The organism is Vibrio sp. JPW-9-11-11 (assembly GCF_013369335.1).
Classification (GTDB): domain Bacteria; phylum Pseudomonadota; class Gammaproteobacteria; order Enterobacterales; family Vibrionaceae; genus Vibrio.
Genome location: NZ_SZQJ01000009.1, coordinates 47202 through 71559, shown reverse-complemented (window position 1 = coordinate 71559; position 24358 = coordinate 47202). Strand labels below are relative to the sequence as shown.

Sequence of the window (24358 nt, the reverse complement as noted above, 5' to 3'; positions counted from 1 at the left end):
ACAGCTAAAGCGAGGCTGTGTTGCTTAAATTGATGGAGTTAAGTCTAGAAGTTACGTTCTGACCGGCTACACCCATCAATCGTCGTAGTCACATGCCTAAACCTCGTTACAAAACGACTGACTGGAAGCAGTACAACGAAGCCTTCATCTACTGCAAGGAGTAGCGGGTTCAGGTCTTGTATTTTTCCAACATTTAACATCTGCATCCTATCCGTCCGACTCTACGTTTTCAGATCTTAGCTGTTAAGGTTAGGTCACTCTCACCACAAAGCAAAAGGCAAGACCTGACCCACCGGTTTCAGTGAGAACTGACTCAACCCAGATTGTTGCAATAAGTAAAACATTGCTTGGCGTTTTAATCTTATCCGTTAGACTATTCATAAACCTTTACGTTGTGAGTCAATATGCGATTAGAAGATATGGAGCTGTTTGTTCAGGTTGTCGAAACAGGAAGCTTTACCAAAACAGCACAATTAACCGATATGCCTAAATCGACAGTCAGTCGAAGAATCAGAGGGTTAGAAGAGAGCCTGCATAGTCGTCTTCTTGAACGAACAACACGAAAGGTAGTGATGACTGAAGTTGGTGAAGTCTTTTACCAAAAATGTCTCTCTATCCTTGAACAAGTCGCTGCTACCCAGCACGAGATAACGCAGGCACAAGATGAGTCTATAGGAAACCTCACCATCTACGCTCCTGACCACATTCTCGAGCTTTGTATTGATCAGGTCTCTGAATTTTGTCGTCAATACCCGCGCTTATCAATGACCTTTCACAACACCAGTCAACCTTTAACGAGCATGAGCGACAAACGCTTTGACTTATTGATAGACATAGGCCAACAACCTGATTCGTCTTTTATCGCCCAACCGATCATAGACATCAGCTTTGACTTTTTTGCTCACCCTGATTATCTCAGTAAGTGCGGCCAACCATTCTCGCTGCATGAGTTGAACAAAAATCACAAACTCATTGCTCATGAACTGCCATCAAGTGCCATTGTCTGGCACGACAAAAAAGTAATCCTCCCTACTCAACCAAAGTATGTGGCAAACTCGCCTTATATCTGCCGAGCATTAACTAAAGATGCTCAAGGCATTGGCTGTTTACCCGTCGCTATGGTGAGCAAAGATATTGAACAAGGTCACTTGGTCAGACTTTTTGAAGGTCAACAAACTTTTAGCCAAACCATCTTCGCCATTTACCACTCTCGACGCTTTGTTCCGCAAAAAGTTCGACTATTAATTGAGACGATCAAAGAACAGTTACCACAGCGAATTACAGAGCTTGAATCCAAAACATAGAGCTAGAACTGTCTCATTTTTAGCAACAGTCTATTCTATTTGCGATCATTTATACGCTTACTTTGCTTCACTACACTAACTGTCAGGTAAACAACTTGATGAGTAAACGTATGAATTCAATCCTCGATAAATATGGCAAAGCCATTTTTTGGCTATGTATGATCATTGCCCAATACATAGGCGCATTGCTATTCAAAGACTTGGCAGATGTCAGCCAATGGTTTGTACAATCAGACCGAGAGACCACGATGTGGGTTTGGTATAACCGCAACTTGCTTGGTGTAACCGCTGTGGTCATGGTTGGTATCATGGCCTACCTCAAATATACCCGAAGAGATATCGTGGGTAACCTGACTTTATCTGTACTAGGATTGGTGTTTGCCTTCACTTTTTACAGCGGCATGATCAACCCCCACCTTATGATGCGAGATCGAATGAGTGATGGGCATTTCGTGTCGGTCGAAGAAGGTAAAAAATACCTTCGTCCACATGAAAGCGTGATTGTTATGGAGGTCAACGGAAAGGCTCGTGCTCACTCCGATAAACAGCTCCTACGCCCCCATGTCGCGGGCAAACCAGAATCGGCTGAGCAAGACAATGTGGTTATGACATACTGCGGTCTTACCAATCTGGGCATGGCATTTATTCCTGAGATTGACGGCAAACCCCTCGATCTCGCCCCCGCTAACCAACTGCGTAATAACCTAGTGATGTGGGATCGCAATACAGGCGAACCAGTACAGCAACTATGGGGTCAAAAAGAGCAAGACCGTAACATGGGTAAAGAGAGTAAAATGCAGGAATGGCCGACTTTCCGCATGCCATTTAACCGCTTTGCTGAAGCTTATCCACAAGGTGAAGTGTTTGTAAACGACTACTTAGTCGAAGATATGCGCCCGACATTCTGGGAAAATCCATTCCTAGCTGTATACGATCCTATCATGGAGTTTATTTTTAAGCTCGCGATTGCCTACCAATCATACTATGACGAGCCAACCTTCCCTACAGTGGAATACAATGATCATCGTTTACCAAGTAAAGAGAAAGTTTGGGGCTTGAATGTTGGGGATGACTTTGTTGCGTACACTGAACATTTCGTTCGACTTCAAGACCAGCCAATTAACACGCAAATTGGCGGCAAAGACATTGTGATTAGTTACGATGCGCAATATGAAAGCTTAGGTTTCTATTACAATGACACCAAACAAGAGATTGAACATATTAACTTTTTTGGTGAAACCGCCCACGGCAAACTAGACCGCGTTGAAACAGTAAAAGCAGGAGCGTACTGGATTATTTGGTCCGACTTCTTCCCGAAAACCGACCTGAACCGCCTCTAGACCCTCTATAAACGCCCTATCTAAGTTAGGGCGTTTCCTTAGCTAGGTTCATCATGAATTTTTTTTCGCCGCATAGCTTTCCTAATCCAAATAGGATTTGTTGCTTAAGTAGTAGAGAAACGATGCCTAACCCTGTCTTCTTATTTCAGCACTTTGACCATAGCGTAAGTTCCACCAACTAGAGTGTTGCAGTTCCTTAGGCTTAACTCCCCATCTACCTGAGAGTTTAGTTGAACAGTGGCAACAGGCTATAGTGGTCATTACACAGAACTCTGCACAAGTAGCCATTGGCAGAAAGCATCAATATTGACGTTTTCTCTCCCTTTATCCTGATAGACGATATAGTAAGCGTAGTTCGATGTCATCGCGTTCTCATTTAGTTGGATCAGTGCGCCGGACTGTATTTCTTGTTGAACGAATATATCTGGAAGTAGCGCTATGCCCATTGATGAAAGCGCAGCGGCTTTCAGCATATAAAAGTGTTCGAATGACGGACCTTTGGGGGTGAGTGTCAAGTCTTGGGTAAACTCAGACCACTGTTCCCAAGTTTGGGGACGCGTCGAGTGTCTTAGCAAAGGGAGAGTGTGAAATGGATTGCTTCCTTTACAGCTACCGACGGATTCGGGCGTGGCGACTGCAATCGTGTTTTCTTCCAGCAGCTTTTCTGCGTGTAGGTTTTTCCAGTATCCATCACCGTAAAAAATACCTACGTCAATGAATCCCCCTTCGATATTGGGTGCGCGTTCTGGCGAGACAAAGTTGAGCTCAAGGGTCTCCATTTGCAATTCAATGTTCGGATAATGCATTGAAAAATCGGGCAGTCTAGGAATAAGCCAGTAGGTGGCGATAGTTGGCAATACTCCAAGTTTTATTTTGCCACCTGTCCCGCCATACGTGAGCAGATCCTGGGTTGCTGACTCCATACGATCGAATGACTCTCTGAGCGGAGAAAGGTAGGTTTTCCCTGCCTGTGTTAAATACAACCTCTGCTTCACGCGATCAAATAGAGCCAGTCCTAGCTTTTCCTCTAATGCACTGACTTGCTGGCTGATTGCCCCGGGTGTTACGGCCAATTCTTCTGCCGCTTTTACGAAGCTTTCATGCCTTGCAGATGCCTCAAACGCCCGCAGTGCATTGAGAGAGGGCGTCAGCCTTCTTGGTTTCATCATTAGATTAACTATTCAAGTCTTAAGAAAACATGGTTTTAAACTAGCTAATTAATTAGTTATTGTGAAGTGAAGATAAATTATAAGCGTCCGATGACAAACCATCGCTAGGAAGCAAACGCAAAGGAGAATTTATGGCACTTACCCCATTTCACGCCGCAATCCCGGCGCGCGATCTTGAAGAGTCGCGTGCCTTTTACAAAGATGTACTGAATTGCCAACAAGGGCGAAGCAGTGAATGCTGGGTTGATTTTAATCTATATGGTCATCAATTGGTGATTCACTACGATGCCAACATAGGTACAACCGGTTCTGTTAAGTTGCATCACAACACGGTAGACAGCCATGCCGTGCCGGTGCCTCACGTCGGTGTGGTGTTAGAGATGTCTGAGTGGGAGAGCTTGGCGCAAAGGTTGAGAGGTTTTGGTGTCGAGTTTGTTATAGAGCCTTATGTCCGGTTCAAAGGGCAGTCTGGTGAACAGGCGACCCTGTTTTTCTACGATCCGTCTGGCAATGCACTGGAATTTAAAGCATTCAGAGACATCGAAAAGCAGTTGTTTGAGACGTAACTTGTCGTAAATTCTAGGCATAAAGAAAAAAGGACAGAATAGATGCACGTTGAAATATGGATGACTTTCGTTGTGGCGTGTCTGGTGCTGGCGGTATCACCGGGTGCCGGTGCGGTCAACACCATGGCAACAACTATGAAATATGGGTTCCGACGTAGCTTGTTGTCTACTGCAGGACTACAAGTGGGTAATGCAATCAATATTGTATTCGTGGGAGTGGGATTAGGTGCACTCCTGAGTCAGTCTGAAGTCGTGTTTTCTGTCATCAAGTGGTTAGGTGTTGCTTATCTCATATTTTTGGGTGTACAGAAATTTAGGGAAAAGAATGTCTCTGACTTGAGGGTTGAAAACAAGAGTCGGGTGGATACCAAAGCGCTGTTTTTTCAATCCGTCATTGTGAACGTGACTAACCCAAAGGGCATTGTATTTCTGGTTGCGCTGTTACCACAATTCATTTCCCCTGATGCAGGTTATATCACCCAAATGTTGATACTCGGAAGCACTATGCTGGTGGTCGATACCTTAGTGATGATGGGTTACGCATTGCTAGCGATAAATTTGGCGCAATGGCTTGGTAACGAGCAGCGTATGGAGATGATGAATAAGATCTTTGGTTGTCTTTTTATCGGAGCAGGATCTGTCCTAGCTTATGCAAGCAGGGAGTGATTGCATCCTCGGCTTGATGATTTGTCGCAAGTACTCTTTAACCTGAGTAATGACAATGTAGTGGTGAAAAACCGCTAGGCATTGTTCACCGGCAAGAAAAAATGCACCATGTCAAAACGCAAGGCGGCTTATTGGAGTGATGAGCAAAGTACTTCATCCAATGTCTCTCTGATTATGCTCTGTAACCATTGAGTCATAGGGGTATTTCTCACATTATTTGCCATAGCAACGCAGATTTCACAAGAAGGAAAAATGTCGATTTTTTGCAAAGGAATTGCCCGAAAATTACTGCCAAAGTAAGGGACTAAATACTTTGAGCAAGGAAAGATCATATCGCTGCTTTCTAACGTTCTTAAAATGACATTGATTGAAGTACTGCGTAACTTGGTATTAACGTTGTAACCCGCATCAACTAAACGTTCACCGGCAAAGTCTTTGCTATCGTTCCAGTCGGCAATGAGAATCGTAGCAATCGGATACTGTTGCAAATGTTCGACAGTGGCAATGTCGACATCTAAAGGGTGTGATTTACGCATCGCTAACACAAAGTCATCGGTGCCGATTTTTCTCTGAACTAAGTTTTTTGGTAACGCGAGAGGAAAGTAATTGATGGCTATCTGTACTTTTCCACTTTGCAGATTTGCTACTGAGTTAGAATCCCAGCTTACGATGTTTATCTTAACATTGGGTGCCTGAACAAACACCTTTTTGACCAGTAACGGAGCCAGCCAGCTAGCAACAAAGTCATTGGCTGCAATTGTAATCGTTTCTGTCTGCTCCTCCGGTTTAAAGGGCATTGAATCTTCCAAAGAGAGCATGAGCTGGTCGAGGGCTTTTGGAAGGTGAGAGCCTATCTCTAACGCTCTTGGTGTTGGTTCTAGTCCTGTCTGCGTTCGAATGAACAATTCATCATCAAAGATGATACGCAGCCGTCCTAAAGCACGACTGATGGCAGGTTGGCTGATCTCCAGTGCTTCGCTGGCAATCCGTGTGTTCTTATGCTCGATAAGGGCGCACAGGACTTTAACCAAATTTAAATCGAAATTACGCATGCATATTTTAATTAATTTTATTTTGGGAATTATACCGTAACTTATGCATATATGCATGCCGCGTACGATCGCTATACTTTTTAATCATTTTTCCAAATAAGGAAAGTGTCATATTAGCCATGTGGTTATGAGTAAATTGATTAACTGTGAATGTTACCAACAAAAAAAGACACTATAATTTGATTTAGATCATTTCGTCACTTAGTTAGGTAAATGGTTTTTATTTTAAATATCGCTAATGCGTTTTTGGTATATCTGCAATAACTTGTCATAACTTAGTAAATTCGCAAACATTAGTGCTGTTCAGATAAACCAGATGATGTTTAGCTTTGAACTGGGATACAGAGTGTATTTATTGGCTTTCAGGTTCCTTTTGATTTCAATTTATGAAAGCAATTTTCCAATATGATCTCAGTCTTGGTTCATGCCGCTAGACTAAGGAATGATTGATGAAAGCCAAACTTTCGACCGCTTCTTTCGCGCTAATAGCTGCTCTTACAAGTGGCATTGCACCTGTATATGCAAACACAGATACCGGGAGTTTCCATGCAACCTCCGTTGAGCGCAATGCTTACTTTCCGGGCACCGAGCAAATCAAACCTTACGAGATGCGTGTAACCGCGTGTGGTACAGGTATGCCAGCAGCACGACCAAAACAAGCAGGTGCGTGTTTCTTAGTTGAGCTTGGTAATGGCGACAACTTTATTTTTGATGTTGGTACAGGCTCTATGGAACGTCTGGCTGCGTTGGCCATTCCTTTTGATAAGCTAGACAAGGTTTTCATAACGCATTTGCACAGCGACCACGTTGGTGACCTAGATGCTCTGTTTGTTGGTGGGATGATCCACAACCGTCAGGTGCCTTTACGAGTTTGGGGCCCTAATAGTACAAAACCGGAGTGGGGTACGAAATTCGCGATTGACGGCATGAAGAGCTTCCTTCGTTGGGACTGGGATTCTCGTCAAGGAAACGTGAACACCAAAGGTTTCCAAATCGAAGTGACCGAATTTGATTACAAAGGTGAAAATGCCGTTGTTTACCAAGATAATGGTGTCACCATTCGCTCTATCCCTGCTGTACACGCGATGGATGGACCAGTTAGCTATATTTTGGAGTGGAACGACCTTAAGTTTGCGTTCTCTGGTGATACGTACCCGAACAAATGGTGGATGGAACATACTAAAGGCGTGGATATTTCGATTCATGAGAGCTTCATCCCCCCCACACAGCTAGTAAGCAAATTTAAGTTCCCTGTGGAAGATGCACTAAACGTAGGAACGCAGGTACACACTGCTCCTGCTATGTTTGGCAAGATCATGGAAGTAACGAAGCCTCGTTTGGCCGTAGCGTACCATTTCTACAATGATTTTGACTCAACTCAAGAAATTGCTGAGCAGGTGCGTACGACATACCGTGGACCATTGTCATTGGCAAATGATTACATGGTTTGGAACATCACTAAAGATGAAATCAAAACTCGAATGACAGTGGTGGATGAGCACACTTGGCCACAGCCTTCATTGACGAAGAAAAAACCGGCAGATGGAAAAGACCGAGTTGGTTTTACTAAGTTCATTGCAGAAGGTCGCGAAGTTTTTAAAGACGTAGTAACCGATATTTATAAAGATGCGAACGAGAAATACGGTTCTGATGTCAAACCACCTCACGCAAAATAAAGTAAGTATTAGCTAAAACGGGCAATGTTAAGTAGATGTGAAACTCTATCTTAACGTTGCTTTCTTATGTATACCGAATCAACTTGAAGATGCAGGTTTGAGAGCTTGAAAATTATCATTAATTCGAGATGTCAAAGAGCCTGAGATCTCTGGAAGAGTCACTGCAAAAAATTGGTCTATTGCCGCCTTGAAGTCCCGTTTTCTTTTGAAGTACACGTTGTTCCTCGACTTCCCATTCATTACTTTCCATAACCGCTATATTGGGTTGAGGTTTGGGCTATTAAGGTGGAAGATAATGCAGTTCAATATTAAGGACAAACGCCGCATCTCTGACTAAGTCACTGCGGTGACGTGCAACGGTCGATTCATGAATGCGAAGAGCTTGCGCGTTCATGGTCTGACTCCAACCTTCGGAAGCAAGCAAAACAGCCTTAATACGGTCGCAGACTCGACTATCACGTTCAATGTCGTGCATATGTTCGAGTTGTATTTTCTGTTGAGGAGTCAGCGTAATTTTCATGGTGCGCAGCATGATTCTGATTCTATTGAAAAGCAAGTATCTTCAATGATCACGGGTATACAGATCTAGTGCAGACAAACTAGTGGGACGTTAGCAAGCTTAAATACGGAGTCTAGAAAACCTTGCAACACTCTCAATGGAATAGAGAAAACGTTCTTCACCATCAGTGCAGTAGTAATGGCTAGGTCGCTGAATCGGCGAGGTCTACCACGCTTGTCTTGTTTGTTTCCACTCGGCTATCGCTTCCTCATCAATCCAAAAGTTCAAAGAACCACGGTTGATTAAGGCTTTATTGTACTGCTTCTGTACTGCTTCCAGTTAGTTGTTTTGTAACGAGGTTTAGGCATGAGGTTACAACGATTGATGGGTGTAGCCGATCAGATCGCAGCTTCTTGATTTAGTTCCATCGATTTAAGCAACAAAGCCTTCACCGGTATCAAATTGAACTAGAAAGTCTGGAACATAAGTATGAGTCTTACCATTTAGGCTGCATGAAAATCTTATGGGTTGAGAACAAAAGCGAACGATACTAGGTTCGAATCAAAATGATAACAAGCGGCACATTCTAAAAAAGATTCTACCGTGATTCTTTTTTCCCGTCTTAGCACTGACGTAACGGTGTATGTTTTTTCCGCGTGACTTAGTTAAGTTCCGAGCAGGGGTGTCAAACGCACTTTCAAGTTCAAGCAGGGTGGCAGTAGAAGGAGAAGGTAGATCAGACATAATATTGCCTCATCACGATTTTGACGTAAACTTACGTAAGTCTAGACTATGAAGAGGCAATATCAATTTATGGTTGTTTCAACATTTTCCGAAGTATTGGATTACTTCTCTTTACCGAATACGTTGTTCTCTTGCTCTTGTACACGGATGAAAGTCGTACGCTTAGTTAGCTCTTTAAGCTTTGCTGCGCCTACGTATGTGCAGGTTGAGCGTACACCACCCAGGATGTCTGAGATAGTGCCGTGAACGCTGCCACGGAATGGAAGAAGTACGGTTTTACCTTCAGCGGCGCGGTACTTAGCTACACCACCTGAGTGCTTGTCCATAGCCGACTGAGAAGACATGCCGTAGAACTTCATGAAGGTCTCACCATCTTTGACCACGAGTTCACCACCAGCTTCTTCATGGCCCGCTAACATACCACCGAGCATAACAAAGTCTGCGCCGCCGCCAAAGGCTTTCGCTACGTCACCGGCACAAGAGCAGCCGCCGTCACCGATGATCATACCGCCAAGGCCATGCGCGGCATCACCACATTCGATAATTGCTGAAAGCTGAGGGTAACCCACGCCTGTTTTCACGCGTGTAGTACATACAGAGCCTGGGCCGATGCCGACTTTTACGATGTCTGCGCCCGCGAGAATAAGCTCTTCACACATATCCCCAGTGACAACATTACCCGCGGTAATCACCTTGTCTGGGAAAGCCGCACGTACTTTTTCAACATACTCGACTAAGTGCTCCGAGTAACCGTTGGCAATATCGATGCAGATAAAGATTAAATCGTCGCTAAGCGCCAGAATATCTTGGGTTTTCTGGAAATCAGCGTCTGACGTCCCAGTAGATACCATCACATGCTTTAGCGTCGCGCTGTTTGCGCCTTTAACAAACTCAGCCCACTCTTCAACCGTGTAGTGCTTGTGTACCGCGGTCATTACATCATGCTCTGCAAGCGCTTGCGCCATTTCAAAGCTTCCGACTGAATCCATATTGGCAGCGATGACGGGGGTCCCCGACCATTGACGACCACTATGCTTGAAGGTAAACTCGCGGGTTAATTCAACTTGAGAGCGGCTTTTTAACGTTGATCGCTTAGGGCGAAATAGCACGTCTTTAAAACCTAACTTAAGTTCTTGTTCGATACGCATTGATTACAGTTCCTTTCTCTTAAAAATCGGAGTGTCGGTGCGTTTTCGGTAAGCGTTGGCAGACGCTTTACTGAGTTTCGGACACAAAAAAACCGGAGCGTTGGCAGACGCTCCGGTTTTCAGCATTATAGGCTGTGATTTCATTCTCGCAAGACTGATATTTGCAATTTTTTTATGTTACAGTCCGGTTAAGTTGCATACCTAATCACTTCCCATCGTCGTACAAATTCCAATAAACTCTTATTTTTACAATAGGTTATTGGACTTATGTACCATGAACGCGCAAACCTTTGCGTTCTCTACTAACTCAAGCTAGCCAGTGATGAGCCCGTTCCAGTTGGCATTATTCGATATTTGGCTAATATTTTGCCCTCCTCAAATAGCGGGGAACAAACAAAAAAAGCAGTCAAAAGACTGCTTTTAGGCTGATATACGTCTCTCTAGAGCTTAAAAAACGCCAGCTGGGCTTTTTGTTTCTCTGCCAAGGTTGATAGCTCTTGGCTGGCACTGGCACTTTGACAAATACCTGAAACATTTTGATTGACCAGTTCAGACATGTTCACCACATTACGATTGATATCCTGGGTGACCTGAGATTGCTGCTCGGCAGCCGTCGCCACTTGGGTGTTAGCATCATTGATGTTTGATACCGACTCTGTGATACCCAACAGTGCTCCATTGGTCTGTTCTGCCAATTGATTATTCTTGTCTAGCAGGTCTAGACTGGCTTGCATACTATCGTTGGCTTGGCCCGATTGCTTTTGCAACTCTTCAATAATAGTTTGAATTTGACCAGTCGATTCTTGCGTTCTTGCCGCCAACATCCGCACTTCATCAGCAACGACCGCAAATCCGCGTCCCGACTCTCCTGCTCTCGCCGCTTCAATCGCCGCGTTCAACGCCAACAAGTTAGTCTGCTCGGAAACACTTCGAATCACTTCAATTACGTCGTTGATCTGCTCAGACTGCTGCTTCAAGTTTGTTACCACTTGTGCTGCCTCATTGAGTGCACTGCCCATCTGTTGACTGGCGAGTTTACTCTCTTGCGCTATGTTCATGCCCGACTGCGCAAGCTGATCGGCCTCACGTGCTGTTGAGTCTGCCAGTTGCGCATTATCGCTCACGTTGTCTGCGGTACTCGACAGCTCGTTGACCGCCGACGCCACTTGTTCAATTTCGGCGAGCTCTTGCTCGGCGTTGGCCTGTGCTTGAGTCATTACGGCAGCCAGCTCAGTAGACGCCGATGCGACCTCTTCACTGATGCGGCTGAGTTCTTCTACTGTAAAGTGCAACTGCTCAGCGGTTTGATTGACGTCTTTACCCAACTTGGCAATTTCATTATCACCTTTCACTTCGGCGCGGACAGAGAGCTCACCTTGGGCGAGTTTACGCATCACCTGCTGCAGCAACAGAATTGGATTGACGATCATGCCCGATAGCAACCATGCGACAATGAGCGATATTGTCAGTACGCCAAGTACCAACACCATCGCCGTGTTTTTCACCTTGGCATTCTGCGCATCGCTTCGGGCCATGGCGTCACTGACATAGTCGTTCACTTTCACCGACAGCTGATTGGTCGCCGTGATCATCGCTCCACCCGCTTGACGGTATTGGCTAATAAACGCGTTGTACTCTTGCTCAGTCACCTGCCCTGTATCGCGGCGCGCAAACATGGCGACCGCTTTGTTTGAGGATTCGACATAGTGGTCAATCGCTTTGCGCGCTATAGCCACTTGCTGCTTAAACTCTGGCTGACCGGCCATGCTATCGAGATCTTTATGAACTTGTGTCAATGTCGTCTGGATCTCTTTAAGAAACTGCTCGCGACGCGACGCATCGTATATCGCGTACACGGCACTGATTCGCAATGGGTAGAGCTGATCATCAATATCGGCCAACACATCTTTATACAACACCAACGCGTCGGTGTTGTTTTTTACCGCTTGTTGCTCGTGATCAAGATTCGCTTTGGTTACCCACAATGCGACAACAAGTGTGAGCGTGGTGAAAAGTACAGGCAGCAACACCTGTGCTCGAATGGACAAGTTTTTCAAGGACATATTCATTATTTTGGTTCTCTTGATGTTGTATCAGCAGGCGACTAAAAAAGGCTCTACTCTCGGGCGACCTAACCAAAGGCGCATCACTCACTTAAAAACGAGGCGCTTTTTCACGTTGGGTGATACCCCTTGGCCGAGCAAGGATACTGAAACCCAATTATGCAATCAATTTATAAAATGGGTGTATAGCGTCAATTTGCACACTTATTAATCAAGCAGTTAGGCGTTCTCAAGCTTGCAATAACTACTTGACACAAAAATACAAAACCGAAACAAATATTGATAGACCAACACAATTAATGCCCAGCAGTTAATAAGTGGAAGTTATTAACTGCTGGGCATTAAGCGACACTAAAACGTTAGTTTATTGGAGAGCGAAAGTTATCTGTGATCTTTTGGGGAGTCCATCACCACCATAGTTGTAATAGATTGAACCTGACGACACTCGCCAAGCACATCGGCGTGAATTCGTCTATAACTTGGGAGATCGGTTGTTTCAATTCGAAGTAAGTATTCATTAGCGCCAGTAATATTGTGGCACTCCACTACTTGGTCAACAAAGCGTACGTGCTGTTCAAACTCCTGCTGAGCTTGTTTACTGTGGCTCGCCAAGCCAATCGAGACATAAGCGATAAAGCCAACACCGAGCAAGTTGTTGTCTAACACCACGCGATAGCCTTTGATGACCCCGTTCTTTTCTAGTTCTTGTACTCTTCTCAATGTCGCTGAGGGAGAAAGCCCAATTCTTTCCGCTAACTCGACATTTGACATTTTTCCGTCACGCTTGAGTTCATGCAATATTCTTTCGTCAAATCGATCCATACCTCACCTTTATTGCGTCAACACCGATTTCACCATCAATAAAAGCACACAATTGCACCAATATCCAAATAAACTAAATATTCATCAATCATTCAGTCACGACGCGCAATTTTATTGTGATTACTTTTAGGAACATGACATGGAATTTGAACAACTCGGCGCACTTATCGTATTTGCTTTCGTTTCGACCTTTACTCCAGGGCCCAATAATCTGATGTTGATGACATCAGGTGCCAATGTCGGCTACAAGCGCACGCTTCCCCACATGTGCGGTATTGCCTTTGGTTTTGCGTTTATGGTGTTGTTGGTCGGGCTTGGTCTCTCAGCGGTGTTTGACGCCTATCCATTAGCCCACATGATTCTAAAATATGTCAGCTTGGCCTACTTAGCCTATCTGGCGTTTAAAATTGCGCTAAGTGGGCAAGCCAAAGATGTCGCGAGCTTTAAGCCTATGAGTTTCTTCGCAGCCGCCAGCTTTCAATGGGTCAACCCTAAAGGATGGTCAATGGCACTAAGCTCGGTCACTTTGTACAGTAATGGCGGTAGTTGGTTAGAACTCGCGGTGATCTCGCTGACCTTTCTTGTGATCAACTTTCCATCAGGCACGTTTTGGATTTTGGCGGGGCGCGAGCTACAGCGCTGGCTGACCACCCAGTGGAGAGTGCGTAGTTTTAACCTCGCGATGGCTTTGCTGCTTGTCGGCTCAACGTTACCCATGATCTAACCTGACCTAGCAATCCCAGCACAAACGGGTAAAATCAGCGTCAGTTGATTTTACCCGATGTTAAATAGTCGTATGTCGCACATTGTTTCCCGTTTTACCCGCTTCAATCAACCCATTGAAGACCTCGCTTTGCCAGAGAAGTTTACTTTTCCTTTTTACTACCAGCCCCATCCACTTTGTGTATTGGCCGCGAAACAGCTACAGCACCACCTCAGCACACAAACTCAGTGGCAGCATAATTTTGGCCTTGGATCAAGTCACAATGGTACTGGAAAGATGTTCGGCGTACTTCTGGTTAAAAATCCATCGGGAGAAATCGGTTTTCTCTCGGCTTTCTCAGGAAAAGTGGCCGAGCAAAATCTACTGCCCGGGTTCGTACCTCCGGTGTTTGACATGTTAACTGAGCAGAGCTTTTTTCACTCTGAGCTGGCGGAGATCACCACACTAAGCGAGCAAATCACATCGCTAGAGCAATGCCCTAAACGCGCAGCGCTCAAACAGAGATTGACACAGCTTCAAGATGATTTTCAGCAACAAGAAGCAACGCACCGAAATACGATGATTGAGCGTCGCGCAAAACGCAAAGCTGAGCGCTTAAATGGCGAGAAAACCCTCGAACCTCAAGCTTTGGCTAAGCTAAATAATGAACTAGGCAAACAAAGTGTCGCGGACAAAAACCAACTTAAGTACCTCAAGCTTGAGTGGCAACAGAAGCTAGCGGGTGTCGAAAACGAGCTGTTACAACTAGAGCAACAGCTTGAGCAGCTCATCACTCAACGCGCGAGTTTATCTAACGCGCTGCAAAACAAACTGTTTGAACAGTATCGATTCTTGAATGCTCGAGGAGAGACGCGCTCACTCAAATCTATCTTTGCCGATACCAGCTCGCCAACCCCTCCAGCGGGTGCAGGTGAGTGCGCTGCCCCTAAGTTGCTTCATTATGCCTATGCCAACGGGTATCAACCGCTCGCACTCGCCGAGTTCTGGTGGGGAGCATCACCAAAATCGGAAGTTCGCCAGCATGGTCAGTTCTATCCATCTTGCAACAGCAAGTGTCAGCCGATTCTGGGCCATATGCTGCAAGGTCTAGAGGTTGACGACAATCCATTAGAAGAGAACTGGGCCGAGGACAAGCCCCTCGAAATCCTCTATCAAGACGAGGCGATGGTTGTGGTGAACAAACCCTCGGGGCTGCTCTCGGTGCCGGGTAAGGTGATCACCGATTCAGCCTACACCCGATTACAAGCCCAATTCCCTGATGTGGAAGGGCCATTTGTCATTCATCGTCTTGATATGGCAACATCCGGCCTATTGGTATTTGCACTTACCAGACGCGCCAACAAGAGCTTACAAAAGCAGTTTATGTCTCGTGGGGTACATAAACGTTACGTTGCACTCCTAGAAGGACGGATAGATGGCGAGGAAGGGACGATAGATTTACCCATGCGCGGCGACCCTGTCGACAGACCTCGCCAGTTGGTTTGCTTTGAGCACGGTAAGCCCGCTTTTACCACATGGCAAAAAATTGCGCAGGACGATGGGCGAACCAAACTCTATCTTGAACCCAAGACCGGCCGCACTCACCAGTTACGTGTCCACTGCGCCCATCATCTTGGCCTAGCGACGCCTATGGTTGGGGATACTTTATACGGTGAAAAGGCCAATCGCTTACATTTACATGCCGAGCGTCTTGAGCTTGACCACCCCTACACCAAGCAGAGAATGACGTTTCAAGTTGCGGAAAGCTTTTAGCCACTAATTAGTCTTGTGATAGTGACCAAGTGAAAACGGTTTTTGGTGATAATTAAATCAACAACTATTCTTTAGGAGAAAGAACACTCCAGAGGATACTCAAATGTTGATGAGAACCGTCGTTTTATTTTGCTTTGCAACTGCAATGTCACTTAGCGGTCTGAGCCAGGCCAACACCGTCACCCTTGCCAACGGTGAGTGGGCTCCTTATATGTCTAAGTCTTTAAAAGAAGGTGGCTTTATCACTCAAGTCGTCAAAGAGGCTTTTGAGGCAGAGGGATATCAAGTTGAATTTGCTTACCTGCCTTGGAAGCGGGGGTTTGAAGAGGCCAAAGCGGGCAAGTTTGACGGCTCGCTTATTTGGGGCCGCAACTCAGAGCGCGAGCAATCATTTCACTTTACCGATCCAGTCATCACCTTGAGTACTGCCCTATTTCAACAAAAAAGCAATCCAGTATCTTGGAGTGATCCCAGCGACCTTGGGGCACTCAAAGTTGGCGGTGTGACTGGATACGCCTATGGCATCGAAGAGTACGAAAAGTCTGGCCAAGTTAAAATCCAGCGTATTGCCAGCGCGGAAAACAACTATAAAAAGCTCAGTGCCGGGCGGTTAGATGTGGTGTTAGAGGATAAAGATGTCGGTATGGAACTGATCACTCAGCTAAACCTGACCGACGTGATTGAACCCCATGCCAAAACACTCTCAGACCGAGATTATTTTGTCATTATTTCTAAACAATCCCCGCGTGCACAAGAATTGGTTGATGCATTTAATCGCGGGCTGGCCAAACTGAAAGCACAAGGCAAACTCGAAGCGTATCGAGATGCTTCTTTCCGTGGTGAGTACAAGCAATAGCAGGTAAGCATTAGCGCGTTTACACTGGGCACAATGATGAGTTAACCTCCATGACACACAACATGGAGGTTACTATGTCTCAACATTTTGTTGCCACGATAAAATGGCAGCGTAATGCTCAAGAAGCATTTAACGACAACCAATACAGCCGAGCCCACACCTGGGAGTTCGATGGTGGCGTAAGCGTTCCTGCATCTGCTTCTCCGCATGTGGTACCGCTACCTTTTTCAGTAGAAGAAAATGTCGACCCCGAAGAAGCGTTTATTGCGTCGATTTCTAGCTGTCATATGCTCACGTTTCTTGGTATCGCCGCAAAGAGACGCTATGTGATAGATAGCTACACCGATCTTGCGCAAGGTGTTATGGAGGAGGATGCCAATGGTAAAACTTCGGTCACTAAGGTGACGCTCAAGCCCGTTATTGTCTTCGTCGGAAATAAACCCAATAAAGCACAACTCGAAAAACTCCACCACCTTGCCCATCAACACTGTTTTATCGCCAACTCGGTTAAGACTGAGATCACCACAGAGATCATAGAGTCGCCCTAAATGAAAAAACCATTGCTTGTTGCTACCACACTCGCCTTTGGGCTTTTTGTCGTGGTCGGTCAACAAAAAGGGCTATTTGGCTCTCATAAACCAGAGTCCTTTCCTAAGTTGCCCAGTCAACCGGATTTCGTGATCTCTCATCAGTTTGACGGAGAATGGGTCGGCAGACGAGTCGATGTTAGTGGTAACAACATGTGCGAGCGAACCACTATCACTGGCACTATTCAAGACGGATTAGCCAGTTTAACTCTCACGTACAATGGCACGTCACTGAAAGGTTGGGTCGCAGAGGAAGGTGGCAACCTGACTCTTTATGCAACCCACCGGCAATGGGACTACCGATTCAGTGGCGTCGCTAATCGAAATAAAATCCAAGGCCAATGGTACTTAACTAATGGGCCATGTAAAGGGACTTGGTATTTAACGCGAGTTGACCTTTCAAGCTGATGAAACAAAGCTGAGCATCACCACGCTTTCTGTTACACTTTGCGTCCAATATACGGGTAACGAACCGACTAGATACAGAGTGTAAACATGTCATTCTCAAAACTTGGCTTAAGCCAACCTATCACTAACGCGATTTCTGAACTTGGTTACGACAAACCAACCCATATTCAAACCAAAGCGATCCCTGTCATTCTCGAAGGCCAAGATCTCATTGCAGCGGCGCAAACCGGTACGGGTAAGACAGCAAGCTTTGTGCTGCCGATTCTAGAGAAATTAGCGCAAGGTGAAACACAGCGTAAGAAGCGCGTTCGTGCCCTTATTCTTGCTCCAACTCGCGAACTGGCAATGCAAGTCGATCAAAAAGTGAAAGACTACAGTAAGCACCTAAACCTGACTTCATTGGCAATGTACGGCGGCGTTGATGAACAAGCGCAAAAACAAGCCTTGATTGACGGTGTTGATATTCTGGTGGCAACGCCTGGTCGTCTACTCGACATGTATGGCAAACGCGCGGTTTACTTTGAAGAGATCGAAGTATTAGTGCTTGATGAAGCTGACCGTATGCTCGATATGGGCTTTATCGAAGACATCAACAAAATCCTCGACCGCTTACCAACCGATATTCAGCACCTACTGTTTTCAGCGACGCTCTCGAACAAGGTACGCGATTTAGCCAAAACCGCGGTTTACAACCCTTACGAGATCTCTATTGCTGCCAACCAAGCCTCGAAAAAGAACATCGAGCAATGGTTAATTACCGTCGATAAAGATAAGAAGTCAGCACTACTTAGTCACCTAATTAAAGAAAATGACTGGGACCAAGCGCTGATCTTTATCGAAACCAAACATGGTGCCGCTAAGCTTGCGACTCAGCTTGAAAAACGTGGTATCCACGCTGAAGCCTTTCATAGTGGTCGCAGTCAAGCAGTGCGCGCAAAACTGTTAGAAGATTTTAAAGCAGGCAAAATCAAGTACATGATCGCCACGGGCGTTGGTGCGCGTGGCATCGACATCGAAGGTTTAACCCGCGTGGTCAACTACGATCTTCCGTTCCCAGCAGATGAATACGTTCACCGCATTGGTCGTACCGGTCGCGCAGATGCTCAAGGTGAAGCGATCTCTTTTGTCGCTAAAGATAACTTTAAAAACCTATGCATGATCGAATCGCGTTTAGGCCACCTAATTGAACGTCGTGAAGTGGAAGGGTTCGAGCCACGTAAACCTGTGCCTGTGTCAATCCTCAACTACGTGCCCAAACATAAACGTCAAGCGAAGGAGAATTCATGAGCGCGCCGACGAAAATCACCTTTTTCGAGTTCCTCACTCCCCTGATTACCTCGGGGATGAAAACCATCACTATCCGTGATGAGTCTGAGTCCGATTATGTTCCTGGCACTGAAGTGGAAGTGTTCACTTTAGAAACGGATCAAAAAGTGTGTGACATTCGCATTTTATCGGTCACGCCGCTGAAGTTTGAAGAGATCAATGAATTTCACGCCGAACAAGAGGCCATTGAGCTACCAAAGCTCAAACAGCTCATTCGTGAGATTTATCCCAATACCGACGCCCTATTCGAAATCCGCTACGAGCTGATTTAATCCATCGCAGTCAAGCCAGACAATGAGACTGGCTTGACTGTTTATCGCCTATAGCTTGCCAATCGACACTAGACGACTGGTCTAATTTGCATTATAGTCCACCCATGAATGCAAAAACTCAAGACACGCGCCAACATATTCTCGAAGTCGGTTATCAACTAGTGGTCACCAAAGGCTTCACCGCTGTTGGTCTAAGCGAACTACTCAAAACCGCTGACGTTCCCAAAGGATCGTTCTACCATTACTTCAAATCGAAAGAGCAGTTTGGTCAGGCGCTGATCGAAGAGTATTTCAAGACTTATATAGTTCGCGCTCGTGATGTACTTCATGGTGGAGAAGCATGCGGTCGTGAACGTGTATTGAACTATTTTTCACGTTGGCTGGAGATCGAAAACGGTGTATGTAACGCCAACAAATGCTTAGTCGTTAAACTGAGCGCTGAGGTCTCTGACTTATCCGACACAATGCGAGTCACTTTGGCCCAAGGCGCGGATAAAATTATTGAGCAACTGGCAGCCAGTATTGAGTCGGGCGTGCAAGATGGTTCGATTGCAACATTGGATTCGGCCGTAACGGCGCGCATTCTTTACCAACAATGGCTCGGTGCAAGCCTGCTCAATAAGCTCAATCAAGATCAAGTGAATTTGCACCACTGCTTTGAAGCAACCAAGCAGTTACTCAACGCCTAATCCTTCCCGTCGAAGATACGACGGGATTTTTTAACACCACAACTAGACGACTGGTCTAATAACAGGAAACAACCATGACAACGACGACAAACCGACGCATTGTATTGGCTTCAAGACCCGTAGGTGCGCCCAAAGAGTCCGATTTTCGCCTAGAAAACACGAATAAACCGCAACCAGGCCAAGGTCAAATGCTCCTTCGCTCTGTTTATCTTTCTCTCGACCCTTATATGCGTGGTCGAATGAGCGATGCGAAATCTTACGCCGAACCAGTAGCAATCAATGATGTGATGGTTGGGGGGACCGTGTGTCAAGTTGAACAATCCAATCACGCTGACTTCGAGGTTGGCGAATGGGTGCTGGCATACACAGGTTGGCAAGACTATGGCCTTTCTGATGGCGAAGGACTGATCAAGCTGGGTAAAAATCCAAGCCATCCTTCTTACGCCTTGGGTGTAATGGGAATGCCAGGTTTTACCGCCTATATGGGACTACTTGATATCGGCCAGCCTAAAGCAGGTGAAACCTTAGTGGTTGCCGCGGCGACCGGCGCGGTTGGATCAATGGTCGGCCAAATTGGCAAACTCAAAGGCTGCAAAGTCATCGGTATCGCTGGCGGCGAAGAAAAATGTCAGTTCGCCAAACAGCAGCTCGGATTTGATGAGTGTATCGATCACAAAGCCGACAATTTTGCCGAGCAGTTAGCCAAAGCCTGTGATCAAGGCATTGATATCTATTTTGAGAACGTGGGTGGCAAAGTGTTTGATGCGGTTATGCCTTTGCTTAACACTAGCGCGCGTATCCCACTCTGTGGACTTATCTCTCAATACAACGCCACTTCTCTACCTGAGGGACCGGATCGTTTATCAATGTTGATGGGCCAGTTACTGGTCAAGCGTATTAAAATGCAAGGCTTCATCATTTTTGATGACTACGCGCACCGCTACAACGAGTTCGCCACCGACATGACTCAGTGGCTTGCGCAAGGCAAAATTCATTACCGTGAACACTTGGTTGAAGGTTTTGAAAACGCGCCACAAGCCTTTATTGGTCTTCTTGAAGGGAAGAACTTTGGCAAGTTAGTCGTGCAAACGAACCAACCATTGTAAGGAGCGACAATGATCAAATTACATCACCTCAACCAATCGCGCTCTATGCGTATTATTTGGTTACTAGAAGAGCTAGAAGTCGACTACCAGATTGTGCCTTACCAACGTGACAACGTCTCGTTTTTAGCGCCACCAGAGTTGAAATCGGTCCATCCGCTGGGTAAATCACCCGTGATTGAAGAAGATGGCCGCGTGATAACCGAATCTGGTGCGATTACCGAATATTTAATTGAAAAATATGCACCAACACAACTCGCGCCAGAGAAACAGAGCCCTGAGTATATCGACTACCTGCAGTGGCTGCATTTTGCAGAAAGCTCTGCCATTTTACCGCTGCTGCTAAAAGTGTTTATCGCGAAAGATGGTGCGCCGACCAACTTTGTCGCAGATTATGCCGACGCAGAAATCAAAAAAGTGATGACTTACGTCAACGAGCGATTGGAAGGCAAAACCTACCTGGTAGAAGAGCGTTTAACCGGAGCAGACATCATGATGTCGTTTGTGTTTGATGTATTGACCAAGTTTGGCCTACTCGAGCACTACCCTAATATCGCCCGATATCAACAGCAACTGGCTCAACATCCGTGTTACCAAAAAGCACTGGAACTTGAAGTCAAATATGGCTGATAACACTAAGGGGAGCTGCATGCTCCCCTTTATCATCACTTTGGCCTATCAAACTAATCCAAACTAGCGATTAGCCATCCCCTTACTCCAGTCCTATTCTCTCTAGTAACACAGCACATTGTGGCGAAAGCAACAAAGCTGCACTAAGTTTAAAGAGTCCGCACAGATAAGTGCAATGATGCATAACTATCGATGCGGCTGTCACCCGATTAGAGAAGGAAAATGCGATGAGTGATTTCAACTTCTTCAAACTATTTGATACCAAAGAGTTGTTTATCTTTTACTAACCCTTGGCCACGGCTTTGATCAACACCGAGGTATCCATTCGCCCCAAGCCGTCTTGCTGTAGCTGTGCATATTGCTGGTCAACTCGTTGTGTAAGAGGCAGTGACAACCCTGCACGCTGTGCCTCGTCTAGGCAAATGCCTAGATCTTTGCGCATCCAATCGATGGCAAAACCAAAATCAAATTGGCCTTGTGACATAGTCACTGCGCGATTTTCCATTTGCCAAGACCCAGCAGCGCCGTGTTTCAATGTCTCAACCACTTGTGCGATGTCTAACCCTGATTTTTCGGCCAGCAATAAGGCCTCGCTCAAGCCTTGTAAAATACCGCCGATGCAAATTTGGTTGACCATTTTACAGCGCTGTCCTTGGCCATTCTCACCCATCAAAGAGATCTGCTTGGCATACACGTCCATGACAGGTTTGATCGTGTCAAACACCGCTTGCTCGCCGCCACACATAATCGTCAGTACTCCATTTTCCGCACCGGCTTGCCCACCAGAAACCGGGGCATCAATGAACGCGTTGCCTTGCTTATCTGCAGCCAGCCCCAACTCGACGGCTAATTCGGCGGAAGTGGTGGTATGATCAACAAGAATTGCCCCTGGTTTCATTCCTGCCAATATTCCGTTCTCGCCGTAGACCACACTGCGCACATCGTCGTCATTGCCGACACAGACAAACACAATATCAGCGTTTTCGGCCGCTTGTCGCGGGTTGTCACAGGCTTGGCCTTTATGCTGCGTAACCCACTGCTGAGCTTTGGCGGTAGTACGGTTATACACCTTGGTGGTAAAGCCTGCTCGACTTAGAAATCCAGCCATTGGATAGCCCATCACGCCTAGGCCAATAAAAGCGACATTATGCTGACTCATTTTCTTCCTTTCTATGTTTATCGTGCGAACGTTCACTTTACCACTAGACCCCTCCTAGTTTACAGCGGATATAAACGTGACTCGGCGCTCACTTTGCGCTGTGCCAACCTCCGTGCATACGGTAAACGTACAAATATTAACCAGTTAGTACAAACTACTATCGCGCTAACAAAGTTGGCATTTTCGCCCCTACCGAAGGTGATCAGGATTCCGCAGCCGCGGCTCGTCACTACCCATAAAAACGCAAAAAAATATCATTTTACTGAATACCAATAACGAGAATATCCTATGAAAAATATAATACGACTATGCGCTGCCAGCGCGATACTCACCGTTTCGCCTATCAGTTACGCCGATGCGATCTTGCACGCATTTAACTGGAAATATACCGATGTCACTGCCAACGCGACTCAGATTGCCGCGAACGGTTTCAAGAAAGTGTTGATATCACCCGCGATGAAATCCAGCGGCAGTCAATGGTGGGCTCGATATCAGCCTCAAGATTTGCGAGTCATCGATTCGCCATTGGGAAACAAGCAAGATCTCAACGTCATGATCCAAGCACTCAACAAAGTCGGTGTTGACGTTTACGCCGATGTCGTACTCAACCACATGGCGAATGAATCATGGCAGCGCAGTGACCTCAACTATCCAGGTACTGAAGTGCTCAACGACTATCAGAACCGCTCGGATTACTATCAAGCTCAAACGCTTTTCGGTGATCTGCAGGACAATCTTTTTTCCGCCGATGATTTCCATCCAGCAGGCTGTATTACCAATTGGAGTGATCCAGGCCATGTTCAGTATTGGCGCTTATGCGGGGATCAAGGCGATAGTGGCTTGCCCGATCTCGACCCTAATCAATGGGTTATTAGCCAACAACAACACTACTTAAACGCACTGAAAGCGATGGGAATCAAAGGGTTTCGCATTGATGCTGTCAAGCATATGAGCCAGTATCAAATCGACCAAATATTCAGCTCAGAGATCACCGCAGGCATGCATATCTTCGGAGAGGTGATTACCAGTGGCGGACAAGGCGATAGCGGCTATGAAGCTTTTCTTGCCCCTTATCTTAATAACACCGATCACGCGGCTTATGACTTCCCGTTGTTTGCATCCATTCGAGCGGCCTTTTCATTCTCTGGTGGAATGAACCAACTTCACGACCCACAAGCCTATGGTCAAGCATTAGATGACTCACGTGCGATCACTTTTACCATCACCCACGATATTCCGACCAATGATGGCTTTCGCTATCAAATAATGGACTCAACAGATGAACAGCTCGCTTATGCTTACATTTTAGGAAAAGATGGTGGAACCCCGCTTATTTATAGCGACGACTTACCGGACAATGAAGACAGAGATAATGGCCGTTGGGCTGATGTATGGCGAGACGCCACTATGATCAACATGCTCAGATTCCATAACGCGATGCAAGGACAGAGTATGACTGTACTCTCAAGCGATCAGTGCACTTTACTGTTCAAGCGCGGCAAACAAGGGGTCGTCGGGATCAATAAATGTGGCGAGAGCAAACAAGTCACGGTGGATACCTACCAACATGAGTTCAATTGGTACACCCCTTATAAAGACCCATTGAGTGGTGAGAGTACGACCGTTAGCTCACGTTATCACAACTTTACATTGCCTGCCCGCAGCGCAAGAATGTGGATGTTGTAATCCACGCTTTGGCCCAGCGCGTCTGCTGGGCCAAAGGTTCATTCAGCCCACCAATGCGCGTGTTCGCTTTTTACGCCCATTCAATCATTTTTACTCTCTGCTCCAACTGTGCAAGAA

The 24358-nt window shown here is 46.1% G+C and carries 22 protein-coding genes and 3 pseudogenes; 16 read left to right on the top strand and 9 right to left on the bottom strand.

Annotated features, from left to right (window positions below):
* Nucleotides 1-404 precede the first annotated feature (404 nt).
* Both FCU94_RS12720 and FCU94_RS12715 read left to right on the top strand, forming a co-directional pair.
* Entirely contained in the window at nucleotides 405-1304 is a 900-nt protein-coding gene (locus FCU94_RS12720; protein WP_176288890.1) for a LysR family transcriptional regulator, read from the top strand.
* Nucleotides 1305-1414: 110 nt separating this feature from the next.
* Complete coding sequence (locus FCU94_RS12715) at nucleotides 1415-2644, top strand: DUF3179 domain-containing (seleno)protein (protein WP_176288889.1); 1230 nt, start codon at nucleotides 1415-1417, stop codon at nucleotides 2642-2644.
* Nucleotides 2645-2904: 260 nt separating this feature from the next.
* Here FCU94_RS12715 and FCU94_RS12710 read toward each other — a convergent pair whose 3' ends face one another.
* Nucleotides 2905-3813, bottom strand: a complete 909-nt coding sequence (locus tag FCU94_RS12710) for a LysR substrate-binding domain-containing protein (RefSeq protein ID WP_176288888.1) — start codon at nucleotides 3811-3813, stop codon at nucleotides 2905-2907.
* Nucleotides 3814-3944: 131 nt separating this feature from the next.
* On the opposite strand from FCU94_RS12710, the gene FCU94_RS12705 reads away from it, so the two are divergent.
* Nucleotides 3945-4379, top strand: a complete 435-nt coding sequence (locus FCU94_RS12705) for a VOC family protein (protein ID WP_045613042.1) — start codon at nucleotides 3945-3947, stop codon at nucleotides 4377-4379.
* Nucleotides 4380-4421: 42 nt separating this feature from the next.
* Nucleotides 4422-5045 (top strand): homoserine/homoserine lactone efflux protein, encoded by a 624-nt coding sequence (rhtB, locus tag FCU94_RS12700; RefSeq protein ID WP_176288887.1) that lies wholly within the window; start codon nucleotides 4422-4424, stop codon nucleotides 5043-5045.
* A gap of 128 nt (nucleotides 5046-5173) precedes the next feature.
* On the opposite strand, the gene FCU94_RS12695 is transcribed toward rhtB, so the two are convergent.
* Nucleotides 5174-6097 carry a LysR family transcriptional regulator gene (locus FCU94_RS12695; protein ID WP_176288886.1) on the bottom strand — a complete coding sequence of 308 codons (924 nt, stop codon included), beginning with the start codon at nucleotides 6095-6097 and terminating at the stop codon, nucleotides 5174-5176.
* 449 nt (nucleotides 6098-6546) lie between these two features.
* Here FCU94_RS12695 and gntH point away from each other — a divergent pair, with 449 nt between their 5' ends.
* Nucleotides 6547-7773, top strand: a complete 1227-nt coding sequence (gene gntH, locus FCU94_RS12690) for a guanitoxin biosynthesis MBL fold metallo-hydrolase GntH (protein WP_052687819.1) — start codon at nucleotides 6547-6549, stop codon at nucleotides 7771-7773.
* A gap of 78 nt (nucleotides 7774-7851) precedes the next feature.
* Here gntH and FCU94_RS19455 read toward each other — a convergent pair.
* The 6 genes and pseudogenes from FCU94_RS19455 to FCU94_RS12660 all read right to left on the bottom strand — a co-directional run.
* Nucleotides 7852-8122 (bottom strand): annotated as a pseudogene (locus FCU94_RS19455) (transposase); the annotation flags it as partial.
* Nucleotides 8123-8361: 239 nt separating this feature from the next.
* Nucleotides 8362-8640: pseudogene (locus FCU94_RS12680) on the bottom strand (transposase); the annotation flags it as partial.
* A 79-nt stretch (nucleotides 8641-8719) separates the two neighbouring features.
* Nucleotides 8720-9016: pseudogene (locus FCU94_RS19450) on the bottom strand (Tn7 transposase TnsA N-terminal domain-containing protein); the annotation flags it as partial.
* A 101-nt stretch (nucleotides 9017-9117) separates the two neighbouring features.
* Nucleotides 9118-10164 carry a GMP reductase gene (locus tag FCU94_RS12670; protein WP_176288885.1) on the bottom strand — a complete coding sequence of 349 codons (1047 nt, stop codon included), beginning with the start codon at nucleotides 10162-10164 and terminating at the stop codon, nucleotides 9118-9120.
* A gap of 440 nt (nucleotides 10165-10604) precedes the next feature.
* On the bottom strand, nucleotides 10605-12233 hold the full coding sequence (locus FCU94_RS12665) for a methyl-accepting chemotaxis protein (RefSeq protein WP_176288884.1): 1629 nt from the start codon (nucleotides 12231-12233) through the stop codon (nucleotides 10605-10607).
* Between the two features lie 375 nt (nucleotides 12234-12608).
* Nucleotides 12609-13049 carry an Lrp/AsnC family transcriptional regulator gene (locus tag FCU94_RS12660; RefSeq protein WP_176288883.1) on the bottom strand — a complete coding sequence of 147 codons (441 nt, stop codon included), beginning with the start codon at nucleotides 13047-13049 and terminating at the stop codon, nucleotides 12609-12611.
* A gap of 139 nt (nucleotides 13050-13188) precedes the next feature.
* Here FCU94_RS12660 and FCU94_RS12655 point away from each other — a divergent pair, with 139 nt between their 5' ends.
* The 10 genes from FCU94_RS12655 to FCU94_RS12610 all read left to right on the top strand — a co-directional run bounded on the left by FCU94_RS12655 (nucleotide 13189) and on the right by FCU94_RS12610 (nucleotide 21396).
* Nucleotides 13189-13773: a LysE family translocator gene (locus tag FCU94_RS12655; protein ID WP_176288882.1), complete on the top strand. Its 585-nt coding sequence runs from the start codon at nucleotides 13189-13191 to the stop codon at nucleotides 13771-13773.
* Nucleotides 13774-13845: 72 nt separating this feature from the next.
* Nucleotides 13846-15525, top strand: a complete 1680-nt coding sequence (locus tag FCU94_RS12650) for an RluA family pseudouridine synthase (RefSeq protein ID WP_176289184.1) — start codon at nucleotides 13846-13848, stop codon at nucleotides 15523-15525.
* Nucleotides 15526-15628: 103 nt separating this feature from the next.
* A complete protein-coding gene (locus FCU94_RS12645) occupies nucleotides 15629-16381 on the top strand; it encodes a substrate-binding periplasmic protein (protein ID WP_441351743.1) in 753 nt (250 codons plus the stop codon).
* A 74-nt stretch (nucleotides 16382-16455) separates the two neighbouring features.
* Entirely contained in the window at nucleotides 16456-16929 is a 474-nt protein-coding gene (locus tag FCU94_RS12640) for an OsmC family protein (RefSeq protein WP_176288881.1), read from the top strand.
* Nucleotides 16930-17376 (top strand): hypothetical protein, encoded by a 447-nt coding sequence (locus tag FCU94_RS12635; protein ID WP_176288880.1) that lies wholly within the window; start codon nucleotides 16930-16932, stop codon nucleotides 17374-17376.
* An 87-nt stretch (nucleotides 17377-17463) separates the two neighbouring features.
* Complete coding sequence (locus tag FCU94_RS12630; protein ID WP_176288879.1) at nucleotides 17464-18663, top strand: DEAD/DEAH box helicase; 1200 nt, start codon at nucleotides 17464-17466, stop codon at nucleotides 18661-18663.
* Nucleotides 18660-18974: a N(4)-acetylcytidine aminohydrolase gene (yqfB, locus tag FCU94_RS12625; protein ID WP_176288878.1), complete on the top strand. Its 315-nt coding sequence runs from the start codon at nucleotides 18660-18662 to the stop codon at nucleotides 18972-18974. Before FCU94_RS12630 ends, yqfB begins: the two co-directional genes overlap by 4 nt.
* Before the next feature lie 104 nt (nucleotides 18975-19078).
* The gene (locus FCU94_RS12620) at nucleotides 19079-19663 is read left to right on the top strand and encodes a TetR/AcrR family transcriptional regulator (protein ID WP_176288877.1); all 585 of its coding nucleotides are present in this window, start codon (nucleotides 19079-19081) and stop codon (nucleotides 19661-19663) included.
* 74 nt (nucleotides 19664-19737) lie between these two features.
* The gene (locus FCU94_RS12615; protein WP_176288876.1) at nucleotides 19738-20769 is read left to right on the top strand and encodes an NADP-dependent oxidoreductase; all 1032 of its coding nucleotides are present in this window, start codon (nucleotides 19738-19740) and stop codon (nucleotides 20767-20769) included.
* Between the two features lie 9 nt (nucleotides 20770-20778).
* Nucleotides 20779-21396, top strand: a complete 618-nt coding sequence (locus FCU94_RS12610) for a glutathione S-transferase family protein (protein WP_176288875.1) — start codon at nucleotides 20779-20781, stop codon at nucleotides 21394-21396.
* A gap of 283 nt (nucleotides 21397-21679) precedes the next feature.
* On the opposite strand, the gene FCU94_RS12605 is transcribed toward FCU94_RS12610, so the two are convergent.
* Nucleotides 21680-22570: an NAD(P)-dependent oxidoreductase gene (locus tag FCU94_RS12605; protein ID WP_369597255.1), complete on the bottom strand. Its 891-nt coding sequence runs from the start codon at nucleotides 22568-22570 to the stop codon at nucleotides 21680-21682.
* A 273-nt stretch (nucleotides 22571-22843) separates the two neighbouring features.
* Here FCU94_RS12605 and FCU94_RS12600 point away from each other — a divergent pair, with 273 nt between their 5' ends.
* A complete protein-coding gene (locus FCU94_RS12600; protein ID WP_176288873.1) occupies nucleotides 22844-24241 on the top strand; it encodes an alpha-amylase family protein in 1398 nt (465 codons plus the stop codon).
* The last annotated feature ends 117 nt before the right edge of the window (nucleotides 24242-24358 follow it).

What these genes read in the sequence shown, in the direction of transcription:
- gntH (WP_052687819.1), top strand. Translation starts at nt 6,547, where the DNA reads ATGAAAGCCAAACTTTCGACCGCTTCTTTCGCGCTAATAGCTGCTCTT.
- FCU94_RS12600 (WP_176288873.1), top strand. Translation starts at nt 22,844, where the DNA reads ATGAAAAATATAATACGACTATGCGCTGCCAGCGCGATACTCACCGTT.
- FCU94_RS12715 (WP_176288889.1), top strand. Translation starts at nt 1,415, where the DNA reads ATGAATTCAATCCTCGATAAATATGGCAAAGCCATTTTTTGGCTATGT.
- FCU94_RS12620 (WP_176288877.1), top strand. Translation starts at nt 19,079, where the DNA reads ATGAATGCAAAAACTCAAGACACGCGCCAACATATTCTCGAAGTCGGT.
- FCU94_RS12645 (WP_441351743.1), top strand. Translation starts at nt 15,629, where the DNA reads ATGTTGATGAGAACCGTCGTTTTATTTTGCTTTGCAACTGCAATGTCA.
- FCU94_RS12695 (WP_176288886.1), bottom strand. Translation starts at nt 6,097, where the DNA reads ATGCGTAATTTCGATTTAAATTTGGTTAAAGTCCTGTGCGCCCTTATC.
- yqfB (WP_176288878.1), top strand. Translation starts at nt 18,660, where the DNA reads ATGAGCGCGCCGACGAAAATCACCTTTTTCGAGTTCCTCACTCCCCTG.
- FCU94_RS12650 (WP_176289184.1), top strand. Translation starts at nt 13,846, where the DNA reads ATGTCGCACATTGTTTCCCGTTTTACCCGCTTCAATCAACCCATTGAA.
- FCU94_RS12655 (WP_176288882.1), top strand. Translation starts at nt 13,189, where the DNA reads ATGGAATTTGAACAACTCGGCGCACTTATCGTATTTGCTTTCGTTTCG.
- FCU94_RS12615 (WP_176288876.1), top strand. Translation starts at nt 19,738, where the DNA reads ATGACAACGACGACAAACCGACGCATTGTATTGGCTTCAAGACCCGTA.
- FCU94_RS12705 (WP_045613042.1), top strand. Translation starts at nt 3,945, where the DNA reads ATGGCACTTACCCCATTTCACGCCGCAATCCCGGCGCGCGATCTTGAA.
- FCU94_RS12720 (WP_176288890.1), top strand. Translation starts at nt 405, where the DNA reads ATGCGATTAGAAGATATGGAGCTGTTTGTTCAGGTTGTCGAAACAGGA.
- FCU94_RS12635 (WP_176288880.1), top strand. Translation starts at nt 16,930, where the DNA reads ATGAAAAAACCATTGCTTGTTGCTACCACACTCGCCTTTGGGCTTTTT.
- FCU94_RS12610 (WP_176288875.1), top strand. Translation starts at nt 20,779, where the DNA reads ATGATCAAATTACATCACCTCAACCAATCGCGCTCTATGCGTATTATT.
- FCU94_RS12630 (WP_176288879.1), top strand. Translation starts at nt 17,464, where the DNA reads ATGTCATTCTCAAAACTTGGCTTAAGCCAACCTATCACTAACGCGATT.
- FCU94_RS12670 (WP_176288885.1), bottom strand. Translation starts at nt 10,164, where the DNA reads ATGCGTATCGAACAAGAACTTAAGTTAGGTTTTAAAGACGTGCTATTT.
- rhtB (WP_176288887.1), top strand. Translation starts at nt 4,422, where the DNA reads ATGCACGTTGAAATATGGATGACTTTCGTTGTGGCGTGTCTGGTGCTG.
- FCU94_RS12640 (WP_176288881.1), top strand. Translation starts at nt 16,456, where the DNA reads ATGTCTCAACATTTTGTTGCCACGATAAAATGGCAGCGTAATGCTCAA.
- FCU94_RS12660 (WP_176288883.1), bottom strand. Translation starts at nt 13,049, where the DNA reads ATGGATCGATTTGACGAAAGAATATTGCATGAACTCAAGCGTGACGGA.
- FCU94_RS12710 (WP_176288888.1), bottom strand. Translation starts at nt 3,813, where the DNA reads ATGATGAAACCAAGAAGGCTGACGCCCTCTCTCAATGCACTGCGGGCG.
- FCU94_RS12665 (WP_176288884.1), bottom strand. Translation starts at nt 12,233, where the DNA reads ATGAATATGTCCTTGAAAAACTTGTCCATTCGAGCACAGGTGTTGCTG.